General features: G+C 64.3%; 21 protein-coding genes. 14 read left to right on the forward strand and 7 right to left on the reverse strand.

Annotated features, from left to right (window positions below; translation table 11 throughout):
* Window positions 1–162: 162 nt before the first annotated feature.
* Window positions 163–771 (forward strand): cupin domain-containing protein, encoded by a 609-nt coding sequence (locus ACR64R_RS01585; RefSeq protein ID WP_487359951.1) that lies wholly within the window; start codon window positions 163–165, stop codon window positions 769–771.
* A complete protein-coding gene (locus ACR64R_RS01590) occupies window positions 761–1,846 on the forward strand; it encodes an ABC transporter ATP-binding protein (RefSeq protein ID WP_487359952.1) in 1,086 nt (361 codons plus the stop codon). The genes ACR64R_RS01585 and ACR64R_RS01590 overlap by 11 nt, the downstream gene beginning before the upstream one ends.
* A gap of 18 nt (window positions 1,847–1,864) precedes the next feature.
* On the opposite strand, the gene ACR64R_RS01595 is transcribed toward ACR64R_RS01590, so the two are convergent.
* On the reverse strand, window positions 1,865–2,566 hold the full coding sequence (locus ACR64R_RS01595) for a GntR family transcriptional regulator (protein ID WP_487359953.1): 702 nt from the start codon (window positions 2,564–2,566) through the stop codon (window positions 1,865–1,867).
* A gap of 232 nt (window positions 2,567–2,798) precedes the next feature.
* Here ACR64R_RS01595 and ACR64R_RS01600 point away from each other — a divergent pair, with 232 nt between their 5' ends.
* The 8 genes from ACR64R_RS01600 to ACR64R_RS01635 all read left to right on the forward strand — a co-directional run bounded on the left by ACR64R_RS01600 (window position 2,799) and on the right by ACR64R_RS01635 (window position 11,421).
* Window positions 2,799–3,839: an ABC transporter substrate-binding protein gene (locus ACR64R_RS01600; RefSeq protein WP_487359954.1), complete on the forward strand. Its 1,041-nt coding sequence runs from the start codon at window positions 2,799–2,801 to the stop codon at window positions 3,837–3,839.
* 86 nt (window positions 3,840–3,925) lie between these two features.
* Window positions 3,926–5,008 carry an ABC transporter ATP-binding protein gene (locus tag ACR64R_RS01605; RefSeq protein ID WP_487359955.1) on the forward strand — a complete coding sequence of 361 codons (1,083 nt, stop codon included), beginning with the start codon at window positions 3,926–3,928 and terminating at the stop codon, window positions 5,006–5,008.
* The gene (locus tag ACR64R_RS01610) at window positions 5,008–5,925 is read left to right on the forward strand and encodes an ABC transporter permease (protein ID WP_487359956.1); all 918 of its coding nucleotides are present in this window, start codon (window positions 5,008–5,010) and stop codon (window positions 5,923–5,925) included. The genes ACR64R_RS01605 and ACR64R_RS01610 overlap by 1 nt, the downstream gene beginning before the upstream one ends.
* Window positions 5,922–6,722, forward strand: coding sequence for an ABC transporter permease (locus ACR64R_RS01615; protein ID WP_487359957.1), 801 nt, complete (start codon window positions 5,922–5,924; stop codon window positions 6,720–6,722). The genes ACR64R_RS01610 and ACR64R_RS01615 overlap by 4 nt, the downstream gene beginning before the upstream one ends.
* Before the next feature lie 22 nt (window positions 6,723–6,744).
* A complete protein-coding gene (ggt, locus tag ACR64R_RS01620) occupies window positions 6,745–8,331 on the forward strand; it encodes a gamma-glutamyltransferase (RefSeq protein ID WP_487359958.1) in 1,587 nt (528 codons plus the stop codon).
* 50 nt (window positions 8,332–8,381) lie between these two features.
* Window positions 8,382–9,911 carry an acyl--CoA ligase gene (locus ACR64R_RS01625; protein WP_487359959.1) on the forward strand — a complete coding sequence of 510 codons (1,530 nt, stop codon included), beginning with the start codon at window positions 8,382–8,384 and terminating at the stop codon, window positions 9,909–9,911.
* The gene (locus ACR64R_RS01630; protein WP_487359960.1) at window positions 9,911–10,897 is read left to right on the forward strand and encodes a 2-dehydropantoate 2-reductase; all 987 of its coding nucleotides are present in this window, start codon (window positions 9,911–9,913) and stop codon (window positions 10,895–10,897) included. The genes ACR64R_RS01625 and ACR64R_RS01630 overlap by 1 nt, the downstream gene beginning before the upstream one ends.
* Before the next feature lie 170 nt (window positions 10,898–11,067).
* Window positions 11,068–11,421, forward strand: coding sequence for a SnoaL-like domain-containing protein (locus ACR64R_RS01635; RefSeq protein WP_487359961.1), 354 nt, complete (start codon window positions 11,068–11,070; stop codon window positions 11,419–11,421).
* A 73-nt stretch (window positions 11,422–11,494) separates the two neighbouring features.
* On the opposite strand, the gene ACR64R_RS01640 is transcribed toward ACR64R_RS01635, so the two are convergent.
* From ACR64R_RS01640 to ACR64R_RS01650, 3 genes are read right to left on the reverse strand one after another with little or no spacing between them, the layout of a single operon-like run.
* A complete protein-coding gene (locus ACR64R_RS01640) occupies window positions 11,495–11,974 on the reverse strand; it encodes an SRPBCC family protein (protein WP_487359962.1) in 480 nt (159 codons plus the stop codon).
* Window positions 11,971–12,321, reverse strand: coding sequence for an ArsR/SmtB family transcription factor (locus ACR64R_RS01645; RefSeq protein ID WP_487359963.1), 351 nt, complete (start codon window positions 12,319–12,321; stop codon window positions 11,971–11,973). Before ACR64R_RS01645 ends, ACR64R_RS01640 begins: the two co-directional genes overlap by 4 nt.
* A 2-nt stretch (window positions 12,322–12,323) precedes the next feature.
* Window positions 12,324–12,899, reverse strand: coding sequence for a dihydrofolate reductase family protein (locus tag ACR64R_RS01650; RefSeq protein ID WP_487359964.1), 576 nt, complete (start codon window positions 12,897–12,899; stop codon window positions 12,324–12,326).
* 173 nt (window positions 12,900–13,072) lie between these two features.
* Between ACR64R_RS01650 and ACR64R_RS01655 the strand changes: the two genes are divergently transcribed.
* On the forward strand, window positions 13,073–13,408 hold the full coding sequence (locus ACR64R_RS01655) for an ArsC family reductase (protein ID WP_487359965.1): 336 nt from the start codon (window positions 13,073–13,075) through the stop codon (window positions 13,406–13,408).
* Between the two features lie 56 nt (window positions 13,409–13,464).
* Here the strand turns inward: ACR64R_RS01655 and ACR64R_RS01660 are convergent, their stop codons facing one another.
* The 3 genes from ACR64R_RS01660 to ACR64R_RS01670 form a co-directional block, all read right to left on the reverse strand.
* Window positions 13,465–13,818 carry a DUF488 domain-containing protein gene (locus tag ACR64R_RS01660; protein ID WP_487359966.1) on the reverse strand — a complete coding sequence of 118 codons (354 nt, stop codon included), beginning with the start codon at window positions 13,816–13,818 and terminating at the stop codon, window positions 13,465–13,467.
* A gap of 75 nt (window positions 13,819–13,893) precedes the next feature.
* A complete protein-coding gene (locus ACR64R_RS01665; protein ID WP_487359967.1) occupies window positions 13,894–15,150 on the reverse strand; it encodes an aminopeptidase in 1,257 nt (418 codons plus the stop codon).
* A gap of 85 nt (window positions 15,151–15,235) precedes the next feature.
* On the reverse strand, window positions 15,236–16,150 hold the full coding sequence (locus ACR64R_RS01670) for a LysR substrate-binding domain-containing protein (protein ID WP_487359968.1): 915 nt from the start codon (window positions 16,148–16,150) through the stop codon (window positions 15,236–15,238).
* A 97-nt stretch (window positions 16,151–16,247) separates the two neighbouring features.
* On the opposite strand from ACR64R_RS01670, the gene ACR64R_RS01675 reads away from it, so the two are divergent.
* From ACR64R_RS01675 to sbmA, 3 genes are all read left to right on the forward strand, one after another.
* Complete coding sequence (locus tag ACR64R_RS01675) at window positions 16,248–16,451, forward strand: hypothetical protein (RefSeq protein WP_487359969.1); 204 nt, start codon at window positions 16,248–16,250, stop codon at window positions 16,449–16,451.
* Between the two features lie 75 nt (window positions 16,452–16,526).
* Entirely contained in the window at window positions 16,527–17,684 is a 1,158-nt protein-coding gene (locus ACR64R_RS01680; RefSeq protein ID WP_487359970.1) for a YbfB/YjiJ family MFS transporter, read from the forward strand.
* A gap of 121 nt (window positions 17,685–17,805) precedes the next feature.
* Complete coding sequence (gene sbmA / locus ACR64R_RS01685; protein WP_487359971.1) at window positions 17,806–19,083, forward strand: peptide antibiotic transporter SbmA; 1,278 nt, start codon at window positions 17,806–17,808, stop codon at window positions 19,081–19,083.
* Window positions 19,084–19,088 lie beyond the last annotated feature (5 nt).

Here is a 19,088-nt window from a genome sequence, read left to right on the forward strand (position 1 = left end):
GCAGCGCCGTGACGGGTGAGGGGTGTTGGACGGATCGCCGTCCTCGCCAAGCTGGAGCACCCCTCATCCTTCGCCTTCGGCGACACCTTCTCCCAAAAGGGGAGAAGGGGACGCATGGCGGCGCTGCGCCGCGCCGGTGAAGAGACTAACGAGGATTACTGCATGGACATTCTTGACGAAGCGGCGGCAAAGCCGAAAGACGATGCCGACATCCGCGTCGGCCGGCGCGTGCGGGCGCTGAGATTAGAGCGTAACCTCTCGCTGGCCGAGCTCGCGGCAAAAGCCGGCATCTCCATCGGCGCGCTCAGCCAGATCGAGCGCGGCATGTCCTCGTTGCGCGTCAAGGTGATCTGGCCGCTGGCCGCCGCGCTCGACATCGAACCGTCGGCGCTGATCACCGACGGCAATGATGCGGTCAACGATCTCTATTGCGTGCGCGCCGACAAGCGGCGCGCGATCCCGGTGAAATCGGAAGGCATCGCTAAGGCGCTGCTGTCGCCGCCCGCCGCGACGCTTACCGGCATGCTGGTGACGGTGGAGGCCGGCGGCGGCACGGCGGAAGCCTATGCTCATGCCGGCCACGAATTCGGCTTGGTCATGACCGGCGAGGTAGAGTTGGTGGTCGACGCCACGACCTACGTGCTCAAGGCAGGCGACAGCTTCGCCTTCAAGAGCACGCTGCTGCACGCCTTCCGCAACCCTGGCTCCGAGCGCTGCCAGATACTGTGGGTCAACACGACCAAGCCTTCCGAGGTGCGCGATGGCGCCTGAACCACTCGTTCGGCTGCAGAAAGTCTCGAAAGTTTTCCCGGGCGGCGTGGTCGGCCTCGACGCCGTCGATCTCGATATCGCCCCCGGTGAGTTCCTGACCCTGCTCGGCCCTTCCGGTTGCGGCAAGACGACGAGCCTGCGCGTCATCGCCGGCTTCGAAAGCCCGACCAGCGGCGATGTCCTGCTCGAGGGCCGCGACATCACCGGGCTGCGGCCCTTCGACCGCCCGGTCAACACCGTCTTCCAGGACTATGCGCTGTTCCCGCATATGGATGTCGCGGCCAATGTCGGCTTCGGCCTGTCGCTGCGAAAACTCTCCGGAGCCGAACAGGCCAGACGGGTCCGCGAGGCGCTCGACATGGTCGGGCTCGCCGACAAGCTGCGTGCCCGCGTTTCCGAACTCTCCGGCGGCCAGCGCCAGCGCGTCGCGTTGGCTCGCGCCATCGTCTGCGAGCCGCGCGTGCTCCTGCTCGATGAGCCGCTGTCGGCGCTCGACGCGCATCTGCGCGAACAGATGCAGGTCGAATTGAAGCGGCTGCAGTCGCGGCTCGGCACCACCTTCGTCATGGTCACCCATGACCAGACCGAGGCGCTGTCGATCTCCGACCGCATCGTCGTCATGAACAGGGGTCGCATCGAGCAGACTGCTGCGCCGGCCACGCTTTACGATCGGCCCGCGACGCGCTTCGTCGCCTCCTTCATCGGAACGATGAACATCCTGCAGTCGCGCTTTCTCGGCCGCGACGGCGAGCGCCTGCGCTTTGTCGCCGGCGAATTGCCGCTGGAGGCGACTTCCGAAAGCGGCGAGACGCCGACCGCCGGCGACATGCGTACCATCGGCGTGCGCCCTGAGGATCTTCTGGTGGCCGGCGAGGCGGGCGAGGGAACCGCGCCGGCGCGGGTGAGCGGCGTCGTCTTCCATGGCCGCACGCTGCGCCTTCATGCCGAGCTGGGTGAGGGGACCGAGATCGTCATAGATGCCCCGCGCCGTGCCGACGGTTTTCAGTTCGGCGTCGGCGACGTGGCGCATGTCAGCCTGCGGCGCGGCGCCAATTGTCCCATGCTTGCGAGCTGATGCGATAGACCGCTGCCTTTACGACGCCTTGGCGAAGAATCCCTGATAGTCGGACTTGGCCTGCAGCAGGCGCAGGATATTCTCGCGCGAGCCTCGCACATGGGCGCGCGCGCGCTCGCCGGCCAGCGTGACGTCGCCGGCGCAGATGGCGTCGACGATGCCGGCATGTTCCTCGCGGGTCAGCTTCCATTCGTCCAGCCACAGGAGCTCCGTCCACACATATTGCTGGCACTTGTCGAGGATACCGCAGAGCATGCCGTGGAGCATCTCGTTGCCGCTGATCTCGGCGATTACCCGGTGCAAGTCGATGCCGACCTGCAACTCCTCGAATTTCTCCCTGGTGCTGCGCTCCGGGATCGCCGCCAGCCGCTCGCATTCGGCGAGCATGTCGCGCAGCTTTGCCTTGTCGGCGGCGGTGGCGTTGGCGGCGGCCAACTCGGTAGCGCGCCCGTCGAGCAGTTCGCGGATGTCGAAGGCTTCGCGGAACATTGTCAGGTTGAACTCGGCCACCACATAGCCCTGCCGCGGGCGCCCGATCACCAGCCCGTCGCGCTCTAGCCGGTTGAAGGCCTCGCGTACCGGCGTGCGGCTGACCTTCAGGCGCTCGGCGATGTCGTTTTCGGTCACGCGGCCGCCCGGCGGGATCTGGCCAGTGATGATCAACGCCTTGAGCTTCTCGAATACCGAGTCGCGCAGCGTGTTTTTTCTCTCCTTGGTCAAGCGTCCAGCCTCCAACGGTCAGTCATGGAATCGCAGTCTAGTGCTTTTTGGCGCCTGCTTGAAACTGCGCGCTTTCGGCAGGGACAAACGCGCCGAGCCGAGCCCTGATGCGTCCCCACCAAAAACCACATATCTCATGTTGACAACGGCTTCCGGTAAATTACACTCGAAATTGTATACAAATTCGCATACCAAATCAACGATAACGGGAACACCGGTTGGAGAAGCGAAAATGACGAAGAGACTTTGTATTCATGGCATCGCCGTCACCGGCCTGCTCGCCTCGGTCGCCGTTCCGGCGTCGGCCGCCGACACCATCACCGTCGCCTCATGGGGCGGCACCTATCAGGAGGCGCAGACCAAGGCCTTCTTCGATCCGACGGCCAAGGAACTCGGCATCACCATCAAGCAGGACACCACCAACGGCCTCGATGATGTGCGCCTGCAGGTGACGGGCAACGCAGTCAAATGGGACATCACCGAGCTTGGCGCCGACGAATGTGCGCGTGGCGCCAAGGAAGGCCTGTTCGAGAAGCTCGACTACAATGTCATCGACAAGAGCGGCATTGACCCAAAGCTCGTGCATGACGATTGGGTCGGCATTTCCTACACCTCCGTCGTGCTGATTTACCGTACGGACGTCTTCGGCGACAAAGGCCCCAAGACCTGGGCCGATTTCTGGAACGTCGAGAAATTCCCGGGCCGCCGCGCGCTCTCCGGCAGCCAGGCGACCGAGACACTGAGTGTCGCCGCCTTGGCCAAGGGCATCCCGATCGACAAGGTCTATCCGGTCGATATCGACGGAGCGCTGCAATCCGTCGACAAGATCAAGGGCCATATCGATGCCTGGTGGACCTCCGGCGCTCAGGCCATGCAGCTCGTCAAGGACGGCGAGGTCGATATGGCGAGCATTTGGAACGGTCGCGCCGGCACGCTGAAGAAGCAAGGCGCGCCGGTGAGCTTCTCCTTCGACCAGGGCGTGCTCACCGCCGACTGCATGGTCATCCCGAAGGGCTCGAAGAACAAGGACATCGCCATGAAGGCGCTGGCCAAGTTCGTCAGTCCCGATCTCCAGGCCAACCTGCCCCTCTATGTCGACAACGGCCCGGCCAATCAGAAGGCATTCGAGACCGGCAAGATCCCGCCGGAGCGCATCAAGGACATCAACTCCGCGCCCGAGAACGTCAAGAAGCAGGTGCTGCAGGATCCGGCGTTCTGGCGCGACAACCTCGTCGATGCGACCGAGAAGTTCAACAACCTGATCCAGCAATAGACGGATCGCCCTCGCCGGGGCGGCACCTCGCGGTGCGGCTTCGGCGGTTTCCGCCATGGAATGATCCGGAGCCCAAGGAGATGCTTTTGTCTATTGCGCGGTCCGCGCTTCCGATCGTCATCGGCGGTATCGAGAAGCGCTTCGGCAGCGTGTCGGTGCTGCACGATCTCGGCCTGGATGTCGCCGCGGGCGAATTCCTGACGCTGCTCGGTCCATCGGGCTCGGGGAAGACGACGCTCCTGATGATACTGGCCGGTTTCGTGCGGGCCAATGCCGGCTCCATCAAGGTCGGCGGCGAGGAGATCATCGCCATGCCGCCGCACAGGCGCAACATAGGCATGGTGTTCCAGAACTATGCGCTGTTCCCGCACATGAACGTCTTCCACAACATCGCCTTTCCGCTGAAGCAGCGGCGCGTATCGGCGGCGGAAACCGCTGAACGCGTCGGGAGGGCGCTGGACCTGGTACAACTGAAAGGCCTCGGCGAGCGTCGCGTCGATCAGCTCTCCGGCGGCCAGCGCCAGCGAGTGGCTTTGGCCCGCGCCGTCGTCTTCGAGCCCCGCATCGTTTTGATGGACGAGCCGCTGTCGGCACTCGACAAAAGCCTGCGCGAGCACATGCAGATCGAGCTGCGCAACCTGCATCGAAGGCTCGGCATGACGACGGTCTACGTCACCCACGACCAGCGCGAGGCGATCACCATGTCGGACCGCATCGCCGTGATGAATGCCGGGCGCATCGAGCAGATCGACCGGCCGGAAGTGCTCTACGCCAGTCCCAAGACACGCTTCGTCGCCGGCTTTATCGGTGATTCCAGTTTCATTCCGGTCGAATGCCGCGATGGCAGCGTCTGGTATCAAGACAGGAAGATACGCATGACGGCCGCGGCGCCGTCCTCCGGCAGTCATCTGATGGTGGCGCGGCCCGAAAAGCTGCATCTGGTCTCCGATGGAGAGACGGCGGGCAAAGCCAACGTCATCCCGGCAACGGTCGGCGACGTCATTTACCAGGGCGACAGCTTCACCTGCTACGCCATTCTGCGCGATGGCCGTCAGGTGGCGCTGCGTGACTATTGCCGCTCCGACGCGTTGGCGAAGCTGCCGAGGCCCGGCGAGCCTGTCAATCTCGGCATCGATGCCGATGACGTGGTGCTGGTGGCGGCGGACTGATGAGCATGCGATCCGCAAGTCTCCAGGACGACGTCGGCGCGACGCTCAATGCCGATGCGCTGCGTGCCGATGCGCGCCGGGAATCCTTCGGGCTGCTGGCGCTGCTGTCGCCGGGCCTTGTGCTCGTCCTCGCCGTCATCATCGTGCCGATCGGCTGGCTGTTCTGGCTCTCGCTTTTTGATGAAGCTGGGCAAATGAGTGCCGCCAACTATGCGCGCTTCTTCGAGCAGGCTTCCTACATCAAGACCTTCGTCACCACCTTCAAGGTTGCCTTCACGGTCACGGGCGCCTGCGTCGTGCTCGGTTATCCGCTGGCCTATATGCTGTCGCAGCTGCCGCGCCGCGCCGCCTCGATCTGCCTGATCTTCGTCATCCTGCCGTTCTGGACGTCGGTGCTGGTGCGCACCTATGCCTGGCTGGTCATCCTGCAGCGCAAGGGCCTGGTGAACACGTGGCTGATGGATCTCGGCGTCATCTCGCAGCCGCTGCCGCTCGCCAACAATTTCGCCGGCGTCGTCATCGGCATGACCCACATCATGCTGCCTTTCCTGGTGCTGCCGCTCTACGCCTCGATGAAGAGCATCGACACCGACTGCCTGCGCGCCGGCATGAATCTCGGCGCCAGCCCGGCCGCCACCTTCCGGCAGATATTCCTGCCGCTGTCGCTGCCCGGCCTCGCCTCGGGCGTGGTCATCGTCTTCGTGCTGTGCCTCGGTTTTTTCGTCACCCCGGCGCTAATGGGCGGCGGCAAGGTGATCATGTGGGCGATGCGCATGGAGCAGACCACAAGCCTCTATTCCAACTGGGGCGCGGGCGCGGCGCTCGGCGTGGTGCTGCTTGGCGTCACGCTGGCGCTGCTTGGCCTCTTTCAATGGCTGCTCGGCGCCCGCGCCACCGGTGTGTGGAGCCAGCGATGAGCATGGAAAACAGCCTGCCCATCTCGCATCGGCAACGCCTCTGGCTCTATGCGCTTGGCGGGCTCGTCATGCTGTTCCTGATCGCCCCTTCGGTGATCATCGTCATCATGTCCTTCTCCGGCTCGAGCCTGCTGCAGTTTCCGCCGCAGGAATGGTCGCTGCGGTGGTACGAAAGCTATTTCGGCTCGCTCGAATGGCGCGACGCCACCATCGTGTCCGTCAAGGTGGCGGTGATGACGGCGATCGTGGCGTCGCTGCTCGGCACCGCAGCGGCCTACGCCATCAACGCCCGCACGCTCAGGCTGACCGGCGCCATCAACGCGCTGCTTACGGCTTCGCTGATCATCCCGGTCATCCTGATCGGCATCGGCACTTTCTTTCTCTATGCCCGCGTCGGCCTCAACAACACGCTGACCGGCCTCGTCATCGCGCACACGGTGCAGGCGCTGCCGCTGGTCGTGTTGACCGTGCTCTCGGGCCTGCGCTCCTATGACATGAACCAGGAGATGGTAGCGCGCAGCCTCGGCGCCGACCGTTTCTCGGCCTTCTTCCAGGTGACGATGCCGCAGATACGTTTCTCGATCGTCTCCGGAGCGCTGTTTGCGTTCATCACCTCTTTCGACGAGGTGGTGGTCTCGCTGTTCATCTCCGGCGGCGAGACCACAACGCTGACGCGGCGCATGTTCAATGCCCTGCGCGACCAGATCGATCCGACGATCGCCGCCATTTCCACTTGCCTGATCGTGCTATCGATCGTCTTGTTGTCCGCCGCGCAGCTTTTCGGCCGCGGACGTTGATTTGGGGGATACCAGAACCAGCATGCGTGACTTCCAGCTTCCAGGCCGCTCGGCCGTCCGCGCCACCGAGGCGATGGCCGCGACCTCGCATCCGCTCTCCACCCTTGCCGCGATCGACATGTTGCGCTCGGGCGGCAACGCCATGGACGCCGCGGTCTGCGCGGCCGCCGTCCAGGCCGTGGTCGAGCCGCAATCGACCGGCATCGGCGGTGACTGCTTTGTCCTTTATTGTCCGAAGGGTGACGGCAAGGTTCTTGCCTTCAATGGCTCGGGACGCGCCCCCAACGCCGCGACGGTCGACTGGTATCTGGGCCAGGGATTCACCGAACTGCCGCTGCATGGCCCGCACGCGGTCACCATTCCTGGCGCCGTCGATGCCTGGTGCCGTTTGCTCGAGGATCACGGCTGCAAGGGCCTGGCCGACGCACTCGCTCCGGCCATCCACTACGCGGAAAATGGCTATGTCGTGCATGACCGAGTCGCCTTCGACTGGGAGGATCCGGAGACCGACCTGTCTGCCGACGAGGTGGCTACGCGCATCTTCCTTCCGGGCGGCAAGCCGCCGAAGCCAGGCGATATCCACCGCCAGCCGGAGCTGGCGGAGACGCTGCGCATCATCGCCAGGAAAGGGCGTGCGGGTTTCTATGAGGGCGAGGTGGCGGACGATCTGGTCGGACGACTTCGCGCGCTTGGCGGCCTTCACACGCTCGACGATTTCGCCGCCACGAAGGGCGATTACCGGACCCCCGTAAGCACCTCCTATCGCGCTCACGAAATCCACCAGATGCCGCCCAACAACCAGGGCCTCACCGCGCTTTTGATGCTGAACATGCTCTCGGGCTTCGATCTGGGCAAGCTCGATCCCGCCGGCGCCGAACGTCTGCATCTGGAGATCGAGGCGGGCCGGCTGGCCTATCAGGATCGCGACGCGTTTCTCGCCGACCAGGACCACGTCGACGTGCCGGTGAAGGCCCTGCTTTCCGGCGCCTATGCCGCCCGGCTGCGTTCCGCGATCGATCCTCAGCGCGCCATGACCGACCTGCCGCGCCTCGATCTTCCCGGCAGCGACACGGTCTATATCAGTGTCGTCGACCGCGACCGCAACGCGGTGAGCTTCATCAACTCCACCTACTATTCCTTCGGCAGCGGCGTCGTCGGCCCGAAGACCGGGGTCGTGCTGCAGAACCGTGGCTCCAGCTTTCGCCTCGATCCGAAGCACCCGAACGCGATCGCGCCCGGCAAGCGGCCGATGCACACGATCATGCCGGGCATGATGACCAAGGATGGCCGCGCAGTGATGCCCTTCGGCGTCATGGGTGGCGGCTACCAGCCCTTTGGCCATGTGCATGTCGTGACCAACATGATCGATTTCGGCATGGATCCGCAGCAGGCGATCGACGCGGCGCGGGTGTTCTACAACCACGACGTCGTCGAGGCCGAACGAGGCGTGCGCACCGAGACGATCGCAGGCCTGCGCCGGCTTGGCCACAAGGTGGTTGAGTCCGGTCATCCGCTGGGTGGCGGCCAGGCCGTGCTGATCGATTGGGAAAAGGGCACGCTGACCGGCGCTTCCGATCCGCGCAAGGACGGCCTGGCGCTCGGATATTGAGCAACCATTTGCTCGACATAGGCCGATCGTTCGAAACATAGTCTGGAACCATGAAAAACAACGAAAACGCCTCCGATCTTCCTCATCGCCTCGCACCAGGCGCCAACGACGCGCCGGCCATCGCCGCGCCTGAGCGAGCGGACCTCTCGCATGGCGGGTTGCGCTGCCTGATCGGCGACACCGTGGCGCGGCTCAACGCGCTCGGCATCGGCCGCGGCGACCGCGTCGCCATCGTGCTGCCCAACGGCCCGGAAATGGCAACGGCCTTCATCGCCGTGGCAGCGGCCGCGTCCACCGCGCCGCTCAATCCGGCTTACCGGGCCGACGAACTGGACTTCTATCTGAGCGATATCGGCGTCAAGGCGATCCTCGTCGGCAAGAGTGAGACAGGTCCTTCGGTCCAAGTTGCCGAGCGCCTCGGCATCCCTGTGCTGCGGCTTCTGGTGCCGGAAGGCGCGCCGGCCGGCGTCTTCACGATCGAGGGCGAGCCGGTCGGATCACCGGTCTCAGCGGGATTGGCTGAGGATGGCGATGTCGCGCTCCTGCTGCACACCTCCGGCACGACGTCGCGTCCAAAACTGGTGCCGCTCAGCCATGCAAACCTTGCGGCGTCGGCAAAGAATATCGGCACGACGCTCGGCCTGACTCCAGCCGACCGCTGCCTCAACATCATGCCACTGTTCCATATCCATGGGCTGATCGCGGCGGTGCTGTCCTCGCTCGCCGCCGGCGGCAGCGTATTCTGCACGCCGGGCTTCAACGCGCTGCGCTTCTTCCAGTGGCTCTCCGAAGCGAAACCAAGCTGGTATACCGCAGTGCCCACAATGCACCAGGCGATCCTGCCGCGTGCCGCCCGCAATCCCGAGCAGCTTGCCGAGGCGCGGCTGCGCTTTATCCGCTCGTCGTCGGCCTCATTGCCTGCGCAGGTGATGGCTGAGCTGGAAGCGACCTTCGGCTGCCCGGTGATCGAGGCCTATGGCATGACCGAGGCCGCGCACCAGATGGCGTCGAACCGCTTGCCGCCCGGGCTGCGCAAGCCCGGCAGCGTCGGCGCGTCGGCCGGACCGGAAGTTGCCGTCATGGCGCCGGACGGGCGGTTGCTCAAACCCGGCGAGACCGGCGAGATCGTCATTCGCGGACCGAACGTCACCGCAGGCTATGAGAAGAACCCGGAGGCCAATGGCAGCGCCTTCGCCCATGGCTGGTTCCACACCGGCGACCAGGGCATCCTCGACGAGGACAATTACCTGCGCGTCACTGGCCGGCTGAAGGAGATCATCAATCGCGGCGGCGAAAAGATATCGCCGCTCGAGGTCGACGACGTGCTGATGGATCATCCGGCGGTGGCGCAGGTCGTCACCTTCGCCATGCCGCATGACAAGCTGGGTGAAGAGGTGGCGTCCGCCGTCGTGCTGCGCGAGGGGCAGAGCGCCAGCGAGGCCGACATCCGCGGTTTTGCCGCCACCCGGCTCGCCGATTTCAAGGTTCCGCGCAAGGTGGTCATCCTCGACGAGATTCCGAAGGGGGCGACCGGCAAGCTGCAGCGGATCGGTCTCGCGGCCAAGCTCGGGCTCGGCTGATGCGCATCACGGTCTTCGGCGCCGGCGCGATCGGCGGATATCTCGCCGCGAAGCTTGCGATCGCCGGCTCGGCCGATCTGTCGATCGTGGCGCGCGGCGCGCATCTGGAAGCCATCAAGGCCGACGGCCTTCGTCTGGTCGAGGGCGGCAAGGAAACGGTGGCGCAGGTGAAGGCGGCAGAGCGCGCGGAAGAGCTCGGCGTGCAGGATTATGTCGTGCTGGCGTTGAAGGCGCATTCGCTGGCGCCGGCGCTTGATCAGATCGCGCCGCTGCTGGGCAAGGGGACGGCCGTCGTCACCATGCAGAACGGCGTGCCCTGGTGGTATTTTTACAAGGCGGGCGGCGCGCTCGAAGGCACGCGGCTCGACGCGGTCGATCCAGGCGGCACGATCTGGCAGCGCATCGGCCCGGAGCGGGTCATCGGCTCCGTCGTCTACCCGGCCGTCGAGGTCGACGCGCCTGGCCTCATCCGCCATGTCGAGGGCACGCGCTTTTCACTGGGCGAACCTTCGGGCGAAAAGAGCGAGCGAGCCGCTGCGCTGGCCCGCGAAATGGTCAAGGCCGGGTTGCAGGCGCCGGTACGCGAGGACATCCGATCGGAGATCTGGGTGAAGTTGTGGGGCAATCTTTCCTTCAACCCGATCTCGGCGCTGACCGGCAGCACACTTGCGGCAATCGTCGCCGACGAAGCCACACGCGCAGTCGCCCGCGCCATGATGCTGGAAGCTCAGGCGATCGGTGAGCGCCTCGGCGTGCGCTTCCTCATCCCGGTCGACCGGCGCATCAAGGGCGCCGGCGATGTCGGCGAACACAAGACCTCGATGCTGCAGGATCTCGAACGCGGCCGACCGATGGAGATCGACGCGCTGGTCACGGCAGTGCAGGAGCTCGGCCGCCTGACCGCCCAGCCGACACCGACGATCGACACCGTGCTGGCGCTGGTGCGGCGCCTGGCGATCGAGCGCGGGTGTTATTCGCCCTTGTAATCCCTGCGGCGGGCCACGCGCTCCACTGTCATGCCATCGCCTCGGACGATGGCTATAAGTCACCGGCCGGGCGCCTGCATCCTGACATGAATTGTCACCTTGGAGCGGCGAGCGGGTGGCAGCCAAACAGTCTGCCCCCTACCTGCAGATCGTCTGAACAGGAGGAAATCATGACCACTGCCGAAATTGCCAAGGATTTCACCGACCTTCTCAAGCAGGGCGACCATGATGGCGCCGCCGCGAAGTACAATGCCGACGACATTGTCAGCTACGAAGCCATGGAGGGGCCGATGGCCGTTTGCCGTGGCAAGGATGCCCTCAAGCAGAAGAGCCAGTGGTGGCAGGAAAACCATGAGGTCCACGGCGGCTCGGTCGAAGGGCCTTATCTCAACGGCGACCAGTTCGCGGTCCGCTTCAGCTTCGACATAACCCCCAAGTCGACCGGCCAGCGCGTCACCATGGACGAGGTCGGACTTTACACAGTCAGGAACGGCAAGATCAGCGAAGAGCGGTTCTACTATTGAGGCCTGGCGGTCTTCGCCGAGCCCTTCGCAGCATGAATTGGCGGTCAGGACACCCTGACCGCCACATGGCTTCTCAAATCGACTTCACATACTCCGCCAGTTGGTCGGCCACCGTGCCCCAGCCGTCGAAGAACCCCATCTCCTCGTGGCTGTTGCGGGTCGCCTCGTCGCGGTGGATGGCGGTGGCGGTGTAGCGCGTACCTTTGCCTTCGGGCGTCAGCGCGATGACCGCGGTGATGAAGGGTTCGCCGGATGGCCGGTAGCCCGGCAGCAGCGCGTCGGTCCATACAAGCCGCTCGTTCGGCTCGATTTCCAGATAGCAGCAATGGCGGTCGCTCACCTCCTTGCCGTCCGGCGACTGCATGCGCGTGCGGAACAGCCCGCCGGGCCTGAGGTCGATTTCGCAGTCGGTGATGCTCCAGGGCTTCGGCGTGAACCACTGCTTGACATGCTCCGGCGTCGTCCAGGCGCGCCACAGCAACTCGCGCGGCGCGTCGAGGAAGCGCTCCAGCGTCAGGTCCAGTTTCGGGTTCGGCTTGAGCGGATAGGTCACTTTTCATTCTCCTTGAGGCTCATCACATAGGCGTCGAACTGGTCGAGGCGGCGCTCCCACAGCGCGCGTTGTTCGGCGAGCCAGTTTTCCGCGAGTTTCAGGGGCTCGGCCGAAAGACTGTAAGTCCTGACCCGGCCGGCCTTTTGCGACCGCACCAGCCCGCAGCCTTCCAGAACTTTCAGGTGCTCGACGAAGGAGGGAAGGGCCATGCCGAAGGGCTCCGCCAGTTCGCTGACCGAAGCCGGGCTCCTGTTCAGCCGCTCCACGACCCGCCGTCGGGTGGGGTCGGCCAGCGCGCGGAAGATGCCGTCGATTGGCGGAGTCTGCGCAACACTTTGCAGGCCCATCGTCAAATCTCCTCGCCGCGAAGCACCTGATAGGTGAGTTCGACCGCGCCGTTCGCGAAAGAATGCGTGGCGGTCAGCCTCAGATTCGTCGCGTCCTCCGTTCGGTCGAAGAACTGCGCGCCGCTGCCCAGGATGACGGGAAACACCATCAGCCGGTATTCGTCGACAAGCCCGCGCCGGTGAAGCGCGTTGGCCAATGTGCGGCTGCCTTCGACGAGAATATCGCCCTTGAGACTCTGCTTGAGCCTGGCGACGGCCGCCATAGGCTCGCCCTGCAGCACGCTCGTGTTGTTCCAGCTTGGGTTGTTCAGCGTGGAGGAGACGACATATTTTGGCATCCCGTTCATGCGGTCGGCGAACGGACCCTCATAGGTTGGCCAGGCGTCCGCGAAGCTTTCATAGGTTACCCTGCCGAGCAGCAACGCCTCGTGATCGAGCACTTCCTGGAATTTGTGCTCGATCTGCCTGGCCTCGTGGCGCTTGCCGACCCAATTGGTGTGCCGGTAGCCCGGCTCGCCGCCGGGCGCCTCGCTCACACCGTCGATCGATATCAATTCGGCAACGACAAGCCTGCCCATGTTTTTCCTTTTCGGATCGTTGGATCTCAGATCGATACATTACTTAGGAAAAAACCTTAGTATTGGCAAGGCCCAAACCGCGGCGAAGCAAAGCGCTGGCAAAGCGGGCAGGGCGAGCCTAGGGTTTTTCGGATTCGCAACTCCATCCGACCGAGGCTGCCTTGACCATCACCATGTACGGCATCACCGCCTGCGACACGATCAGGAAGGCGCGCGTCTGGCTGGAGAGCCAGGGCGTGGCGTATCGTTTTCATGACTACCGGGCCGAGGGGATCGAGGCGGAAAAGCTGAACGGTTGGGTCGGCAAGGTCGGCTGGGAAAAGCTGCTCAACAAAGGCAGCACGACGTTTCGCGAGCTGCCGGAGGCGGACAAGGCCACGCTGGACGAGAAAAAGGCGAAGAAGCTCATGCTCGCCAAGCCGACAATGATCAAGCGCCCGGTGCTGGAAGTGGGTGACCGGATTTTGGTGGGGTTCAAGCCGGATGTCTATGAGGAGGCGGTGAAGTAGGAAGTAGGGACGGCGAAGCTGCCAATCTCCCCTGAAAGCCTACGTGAGGAGATGCATCACGCCCTTCGCAAATAGTCCGCCAGCGCCACTGCATTGTTATGCGCTTCGTCATGCGCGCCATAGAGCAGCGTCACCTTGCCTTCGCGCAACAGGCTGCGCAGTTCCGCCACCGCTTCGCTATTTGCATCGAGCTCGGCCCGATACCGCTTCTGGAACTCCGCCCAACGCTCGGGCTCGTGCCCGAACCATTTGCGCAACGCGTCGCTCGGCGCGATCTCCTTCAGCCATACCGCCAGTTCGGCGTTCTTCTTGCTGACGCCGCGCGGCCAGAGACGGTCGACCAGCACCCGTTGGCCGTCGGCTTTCGCCGGCGGCTCGTAGACGCGCTTCACCGCAATGTCGAAGGCCATCATACCTCCGTACCAAGCAATTCCAGGAAAAGTGTGCAGCGGTTTTCCGTCCGGAATTGCGTCAATAAAAGCGCCTCAGGCCCACTCGCCCTTGCGCATCACCGGCACGCGGCTGCCGTCCTTGGCGACGCCGTCGATGTCGATCTTGTCCGAGCCGATCATCCAGTCGATATGGATGAAGCTCTTGTTGCCGCCGCGCGCCGCGATCTCGTCCTGGCTGAGGGAGGCGCCGTTGACGAAGCACTTCGAATAGCACTGCCCAAGCGCGATGTGGCAGGCGGCGTTCTCGTCGAACAGCGTGTTGAAGAACAATAGCCCGCTCTTCGAGATCGGCGAGGAATGCGGCACCAGCGCCACTTCGCCGAGCCGGCGCGCGCCCTCGTCGGTGTCGAGCACCTTCTTCAGCACGTCCTCGCCCTTCGCGGCCTTGGCCTCGACGATCCGCCCGCCCTCGAAGCGCACGGAAATCTCGTCGATCAGCGTGCCCTGGTAGGAGAGCGGCTTGGTCGAGGAGACGTGGCCCTCGACGCGCCTTGCATGCGGCGTCGTGAAGACTTCCTCGGTCGGGATGTTCGGATTGCAGGTGACGCCGTTCTTAGCCGTCGAGGCGCCGCCCATCCATTCATGGCCTTCCGCCAGTCCGACGGTCAGGTCGGTGCCCGGCCCGGTGAAATGTAGCGCGTGGAAATTATGCCCGTTCAGCCATCTCGTGCGCTCGGCCAGTGCGGCATTGTGCGCCTTCCAATTGCCGATCGGGTCATCGACGTCCACCCGCGAGGCCGAGAAGATGGCGTCGGCGAGCTTCACCACCGCGACGTCGTCCGGCTCGCCCGGAAACACTTGGCGAGCCCATGCAAGGTCGGGATAGGCGACGATGTTCCAGTTGATGTCGAAGCCGGTGATCTTCTCCAGTGCCGGCTGGTAGGCCATCGAGTTGGCCTTGTTGGCGCGCGCCACCTTGGCCGGGTCTTGCGCGGAAAGCAGCGACGGGTCCTCGCCGCGCACCGCGAGTCGCGCTGCATTGTTCGAGAAGGCCTTCGCCATGCCTTCATAGAGCCAGCCCGCGGCGCGGTCGAAACCGGCGTCGGCGCCGTAGCGGAAGCGCGCCAGCGTGATCTCGTCGTCGTTGAAGATCGGCGTCACCAGTCCGGCGCCGGCCTTGTAGGCGTGCTCGACGATGCGGCGCGTCAGCGGCAGCGCCGCGATCGAGGAGGTCAGCACCAAATCCTGGCCTGGCTGCAGCTGCAGCCCGACCTTGATGGCGACTTCCGCCAGCCTGTCGAGCTTCACCGGGTCGATGCTTGCTGAAACGCCGCGCGAATGTGTGGTCATGATCCTGCCTGTCGTGATGTTTGGGGTCTGGTTCTTACATAGACCGCCGCGGTTGGCCTTTCCACCGCGATCGAATAGGCCTGTTTCAGGCAGCGCTTTCCAGCGCCCGGAACTGCGCCATGGTCGCCTCGATCTCCTCGCGGATCCAGGCCTTGAAGTCGCGCACCTTGCGGCTTTCGCTTTTGGTGGCGGAGGTCACCAGCCAGTAGCCCAGCCCGCTCGCGGCCCTGATCCCGAAGGGCGCGACCAGTCTTCCGTCGGCCAGCGCGTCGGCGGTTAGCAATTGCCAGGCCAGCATCACGCCGTGGCCGGCGATCGCCGATTCCAGGCAAAGCATCGGATCGGTGAAGCGCGCACCTTTCTGGAAGGTGACCGGCTCGACGCCGGCCGCCTGGAACCAGCCGTCCCAACTGAACATCGCCCGCTCGTCGGTGATCGCGCAGGTCCGCGCCAGGTCGTCGATAGAGTGCAGCCTGGCCGCGATCGAGGGCGCGCAGACCGGAAACACTTCCTGGGCAAGCAGGAGCTCGGCGCGCGCGCCAGGCCATTTGCCGTCGCCCAGGCGGATGGCGATATCGATGTCGGACCGGTCGAGGTCGGCGACCCGTGCCGAGGCGTCGATGCGCAGCAGCACGTTCGGATGCCGCGCGAAATGTCGCGACAGCCTGGGCAGCAGCCATTTCGAGGCGAAGGCCGGCGCCACCGCGACGACCAGCGTGCACTCGTTGGCCTCGTCGGCCAACGCCACCGCTTGCGCGAGTTCGCGGAAGCCGGCACTGAGGCGCGCCGTGAAGGTGGCGCCGAATTCCGTCGGCACAAGCCCGCCCGGCGTCCGCTCGAACAGCGCCTGTCCAAGCTGTTTTTCCGTGCGTTTCACCTGCTGGCTGACTGCGCTGACCGAGACGTTGAGCTCCCCGGCCGCTCCCGCCAGAGATCCCAGGCGGGCAACGGCCTCCACGGCGCGCAAGCCGTTGAGATGGACGCGATTCAGCATAGCCATTCAGTTTTTCTAAAGTGAACGGACGGAAATCTCAATTGAAACCTGACTGAAAAGGCCGGAATTTGGCCGGAGTAGCCATGCCCCCGGAGGATTTCCGATGAAGATTTTATCTTTTCTGACATCGCCTTCCGGCGCCAGGATGGGCCCGCGTGACGACGGCGAAGTCGCCCGCTGGGTCGCCGATCCGCTATCCCATCCCGCGCTCGACACCATGTCGGAGCGCGAGCTCGGTGACATGCCCTTCCGCCTGACGGCCCGCCGTACAGCATATGAAGCGGACTGCCGCTCGACGAGGACCTAAAACCGAGCAAACCGGCCGCGCTGGCCCAACGCAAGCGCATTGTTTCGCGAACGCGCATTCTTATTGTGCGCCGCAATGAACGCCTCGCCATCCCCTCTGCGCCTCGCTCTTGCCGGTATGGTCGCGCTTGCCGTAGCGCAAGGCATAGGCCGCTTCGTCTACACGCCGATCTTGCCCGGCATGATGGAGGGATTGCATCTAACGCCGGCCGATGCCGGCTGGATCGCGTCAGCCAATTATCTTGGCTATCTCATCGGCGCCCTTGCCGCGGCCGGAGGCTGGGCGCATGGCCACGAGCGCAGGTTGATGTTCGCGGGCCTCGCGGCCAGCGCCGTGCTCGCGGGTCTCATGGGGCTCAACGAGACGATGGCCGCCTTTCTCGTCACCCGTTTCCTCGCCGGTCTCGCCAGCGCCTTCGTCATGGTCTTCATGGCCTCGATCGTCTTCAGCCATCTGGCGGAGACCGGCCGCGGCGATTTGCAGGCGCTGCATTTCGGCGGCGTCGGCCTGGGCATTGCCGCATCCTCCGCGCTGCTCGCAATCCTGGTTTCCGAACATGCCGGCTGGGCCGCGGGCTGGCTTTGGTCCGGAGTGCTCTCAGCGGTTGGCCTGGTCATCGTCATGCTGCTCGCCGGCTCGGCCACCCCGGCCAACGGCGTCGACGGGCGCGAGCCGGCGCTGCCGAAGGACCGGGCCCTGGTGAAGATGATCGTCGCCTACGGGCTGTTCGGCTTCGGCTATGTGGTGACGGCCACATTCCTCGTCGCCATAGTGCGCCAGGGTGGTGGCGGGCGCGTCTTCGAGGCCGTCGTCTGGATGGTCGCCGGCCTTGCCGGCTTTCCGTCGACCTGGTTCTGGCAGAAGCTCGCCGCCCGGATCGGGCTCTATGCCGCTTATGCCGCGACCTGCCTGATCGAGGTGGTAGGCGTCGCCGCCAGCGTCGTGGTCAAGGGGGCCGCCGGACCGCTGATCGCCGGCGTCCTGCTCGGCGGCACCTTCATCGCCATCACGGCGCTGGGGATACAGATGGGCAGGCTGCTCGCGCCGCGGGCGCCGCGCCGCATCTTCGCGGTGATGACGGCGGCCTTCGGGCTCGGCCAGATCGTCGGGCCGGTCGCCGCCGGCCTGCTCGCCCAGGCCTCGGGCAATTATACGCTCGCCTCCCTGATGGCGGCGGCGGCATTGCTCGCCTCCGGCGTCATTGCCTGGTCGGCCGCGCCAAAATCGCCATGATTTGCGGCCTTGTTCGGCGCCGGGCATCGGGCAGGGCATTTTCTTTGCCGCTAATGTGTGACTTTATGCCCGCCAAACAGCAACGCCGCTGATTTGCGGTCAGACGAGGAAACCCGCCACAGTGTTCGTATCCTTCTTCCCGCAGCCGAAGCTCTTCTTCACCTCGGCCGCCGTCTGGAGCCTTGCGGCGATCCTGTTCTGGTTTTTCGGTGGTGAGCAATTGGGCGCTGTCTTCGGCCTGCCGCCGGCAGCGGCGGGCACGCCGCCCATCATCGGCATTGCGGTGCTGTGGTCGAAGCCGTTCCTATGGTTCTATATCTACTTCGCGGCGTGCGTAGCGATCTTCTACGCGTTCTGGAGTTGGTACGCCCCGCACCCGTGGCAGAACTGGTCGATCCTGATGACCGCTGTCATCCTGTTCTTCATCTATTTCAACGTTCAAATCTCGGTCGCGGTCAACAACTGGTACGGTCCTTTCTTCGACTACGTTCAGGGTCTTATGTCCGGAACGACTCCCTCGACCAATACGGAGTTCTACAAGGGGTTGGCCGATTTCTCCTGGCTGGCGCTGGTCGGCATGAACGTGCAGGTGGTCAATGCCTTCATCGTCAGCCACTGGATCTTCCGCTGGCGCACCGCGATGAACGATTACTTCATGGCCAACTGGGGCCGGCTGCGCCACATCGAGGGCGCCTCGCAGCGTATCCAGGAAGACACGATGCGCTTTTCGCAGATCATGGAGGACCTCGGCTCGACCTTCGTCCAGTCGATCATGACCCTGATCGCCTTCCTGCCGGTCTTGATTCAACTGCAGGCTCACATCACCGAACTGCCGATCATCGGCACGGTCCCGCAGCCGCTGGTCGTTGCCGCATTGGGCTGGTGTCTGTTCGGAACGATTTCCGTCATGATCGCCGGTCTCAAATTGCCCGGCCTGCAGTTCCGCAATCAGCGTGTCGAGGCAGCCTATCGTAAGGAGCTTGTGTACGGTGAAGATCATGCCGACCGGGCTCAGCCGGCGACGACGAAACAATTGTTCACCAATGTGCGCCGCAATTATTTCAAGCTATATTTCCACTACATCTATTTCAACGTTGTTCGTTACACCTACCTGCAGGCCGACAACATTTTCTCTCTGCTGATCCTCGGGCCTTCGCTGGTTGCGCACAAGATCACGTTCGGCGCGCTGAACCAGATATCGAACGCATTCGGCAAGGTGACGAACTCGCTTCAGTTCCTGTTGAATTCCTGGTCGACGATTGTCGAACTGCAGTCTGTGCACAAACGTTTGCGTGCCTTCGAGGCGACGCTGCAAGGCGAACAGCTGCCGGTTATCGATCAGCATTATCTAGAACGCGAGCGGGCTGGCATGCGCCCCGAAGATCAGCCGGTAAGTTAAAGCGC

This window comes from Mesorhizobium sp. MC2-1-1 (assembly GCF_057597255.1).

Excerpts from the sequence above, each read along its gene's own strand:
- ACR64R_RS01585 (WP_487359951.1), top strand. The coding sequence starts at position 163 with ATGGACATTCTTGACGAAGCGGCGGCAAAGCCGAAAGACGATGCCGAC.
- ACR64R_RS01590 (WP_487359952.1), top strand. The coding sequence starts at position 761 with ATGGCGCCTGAACCACTCGTTCGGCTGCAGAAAGTCTCGAAAGTTTTC.
- ACR64R_RS01600 (WP_487359954.1), top strand. The coding sequence starts at position 2,799 with ATGACGAAGAGACTTTGTATTCATGGCATCGCCGTCACCGGCCTGCTC.
- ACR64R_RS01610 (WP_487359956.1), top strand. The coding sequence starts at position 5,008 with ATGAGCATGCGATCCGCAAGTCTCCAGGACGACGTCGGCGCGACGCTC.
- ACR64R_RS01615 (WP_487359957.1), top strand. The coding sequence starts at position 5,922 with ATGAGCATGGAAAACAGCCTGCCCATCTCGCATCGGCAACGCCTCTGG.
- ggt (WP_487359958.1), top strand. The coding sequence starts at position 6,745 with ATGCGTGACTTCCAGCTTCCAGGCCGCTCGGCCGTCCGCGCCACCGAG.
- ACR64R_RS01625 (WP_487359959.1), top strand. The coding sequence starts at position 8,382 with ATGAAAAACAACGAAAACGCCTCCGATCTTCCTCATCGCCTCGCACCA.
- ACR64R_RS01630 (WP_487359960.1), top strand. The coding sequence starts at position 9,911 with ATGCGCATCACGGTCTTCGGCGCCGGCGCGATCGGCGGATATCTCGCC.
- ACR64R_RS01635 (WP_487359961.1), top strand. The coding sequence starts at position 11,068 with ATGACCACTGCCGAAATTGCCAAGGATTTCACCGACCTTCTCAAGCAG.
- ACR64R_RS01645 (WP_487359963.1), bottom strand. The coding sequence starts at position 12,321 with ATGGGCCTGCAAAGTGTTGCGCAGACTCCGCCAATCGACGGCATCTTC.
- ACR64R_RS01650 (WP_487359964.1), bottom strand. The coding sequence starts at position 12,899 with ATGGGCAGGCTTGTCGTTGCCGAATTGATATCGATCGACGGTGTGAGC.
- ACR64R_RS01655 (WP_487359965.1), top strand. The coding sequence starts at position 13,073 with ATGTACGGCATCACCGCCTGCGACACGATCAGGAAGGCGCGCGTCTGG.
- ACR64R_RS01660 (WP_487359966.1), bottom strand. The coding sequence starts at position 13,818 with ATGGCCTTCGACATTGCGGTGAAGCGCGTCTACGAGCCGCCGGCGAAA.
- ACR64R_RS01665 (WP_487359967.1), bottom strand. The coding sequence starts at position 15,150 with ATGACCACACATTCGCGCGGCGTTTCAGCAAGCATCGACCCGGTGAAG.
- ACR64R_RS01670 (WP_487359968.1), bottom strand. The coding sequence starts at position 16,150 with ATGGCTATGCTGAATCGCGTCCATCTCAACGGCTTGCGCGCCGTGGAG.
- ACR64R_RS01675 (WP_487359969.1), top strand. The coding sequence starts at position 16,248 with ATGAAGATTTTATCTTTTCTGACATCGCCTTCCGGCGCCAGGATGGGC.
- ACR64R_RS01680 (WP_487359970.1), top strand. The coding sequence starts at position 16,527 with ATGAACGCCTCGCCATCCCCTCTGCGCCTCGCTCTTGCCGGTATGGTC.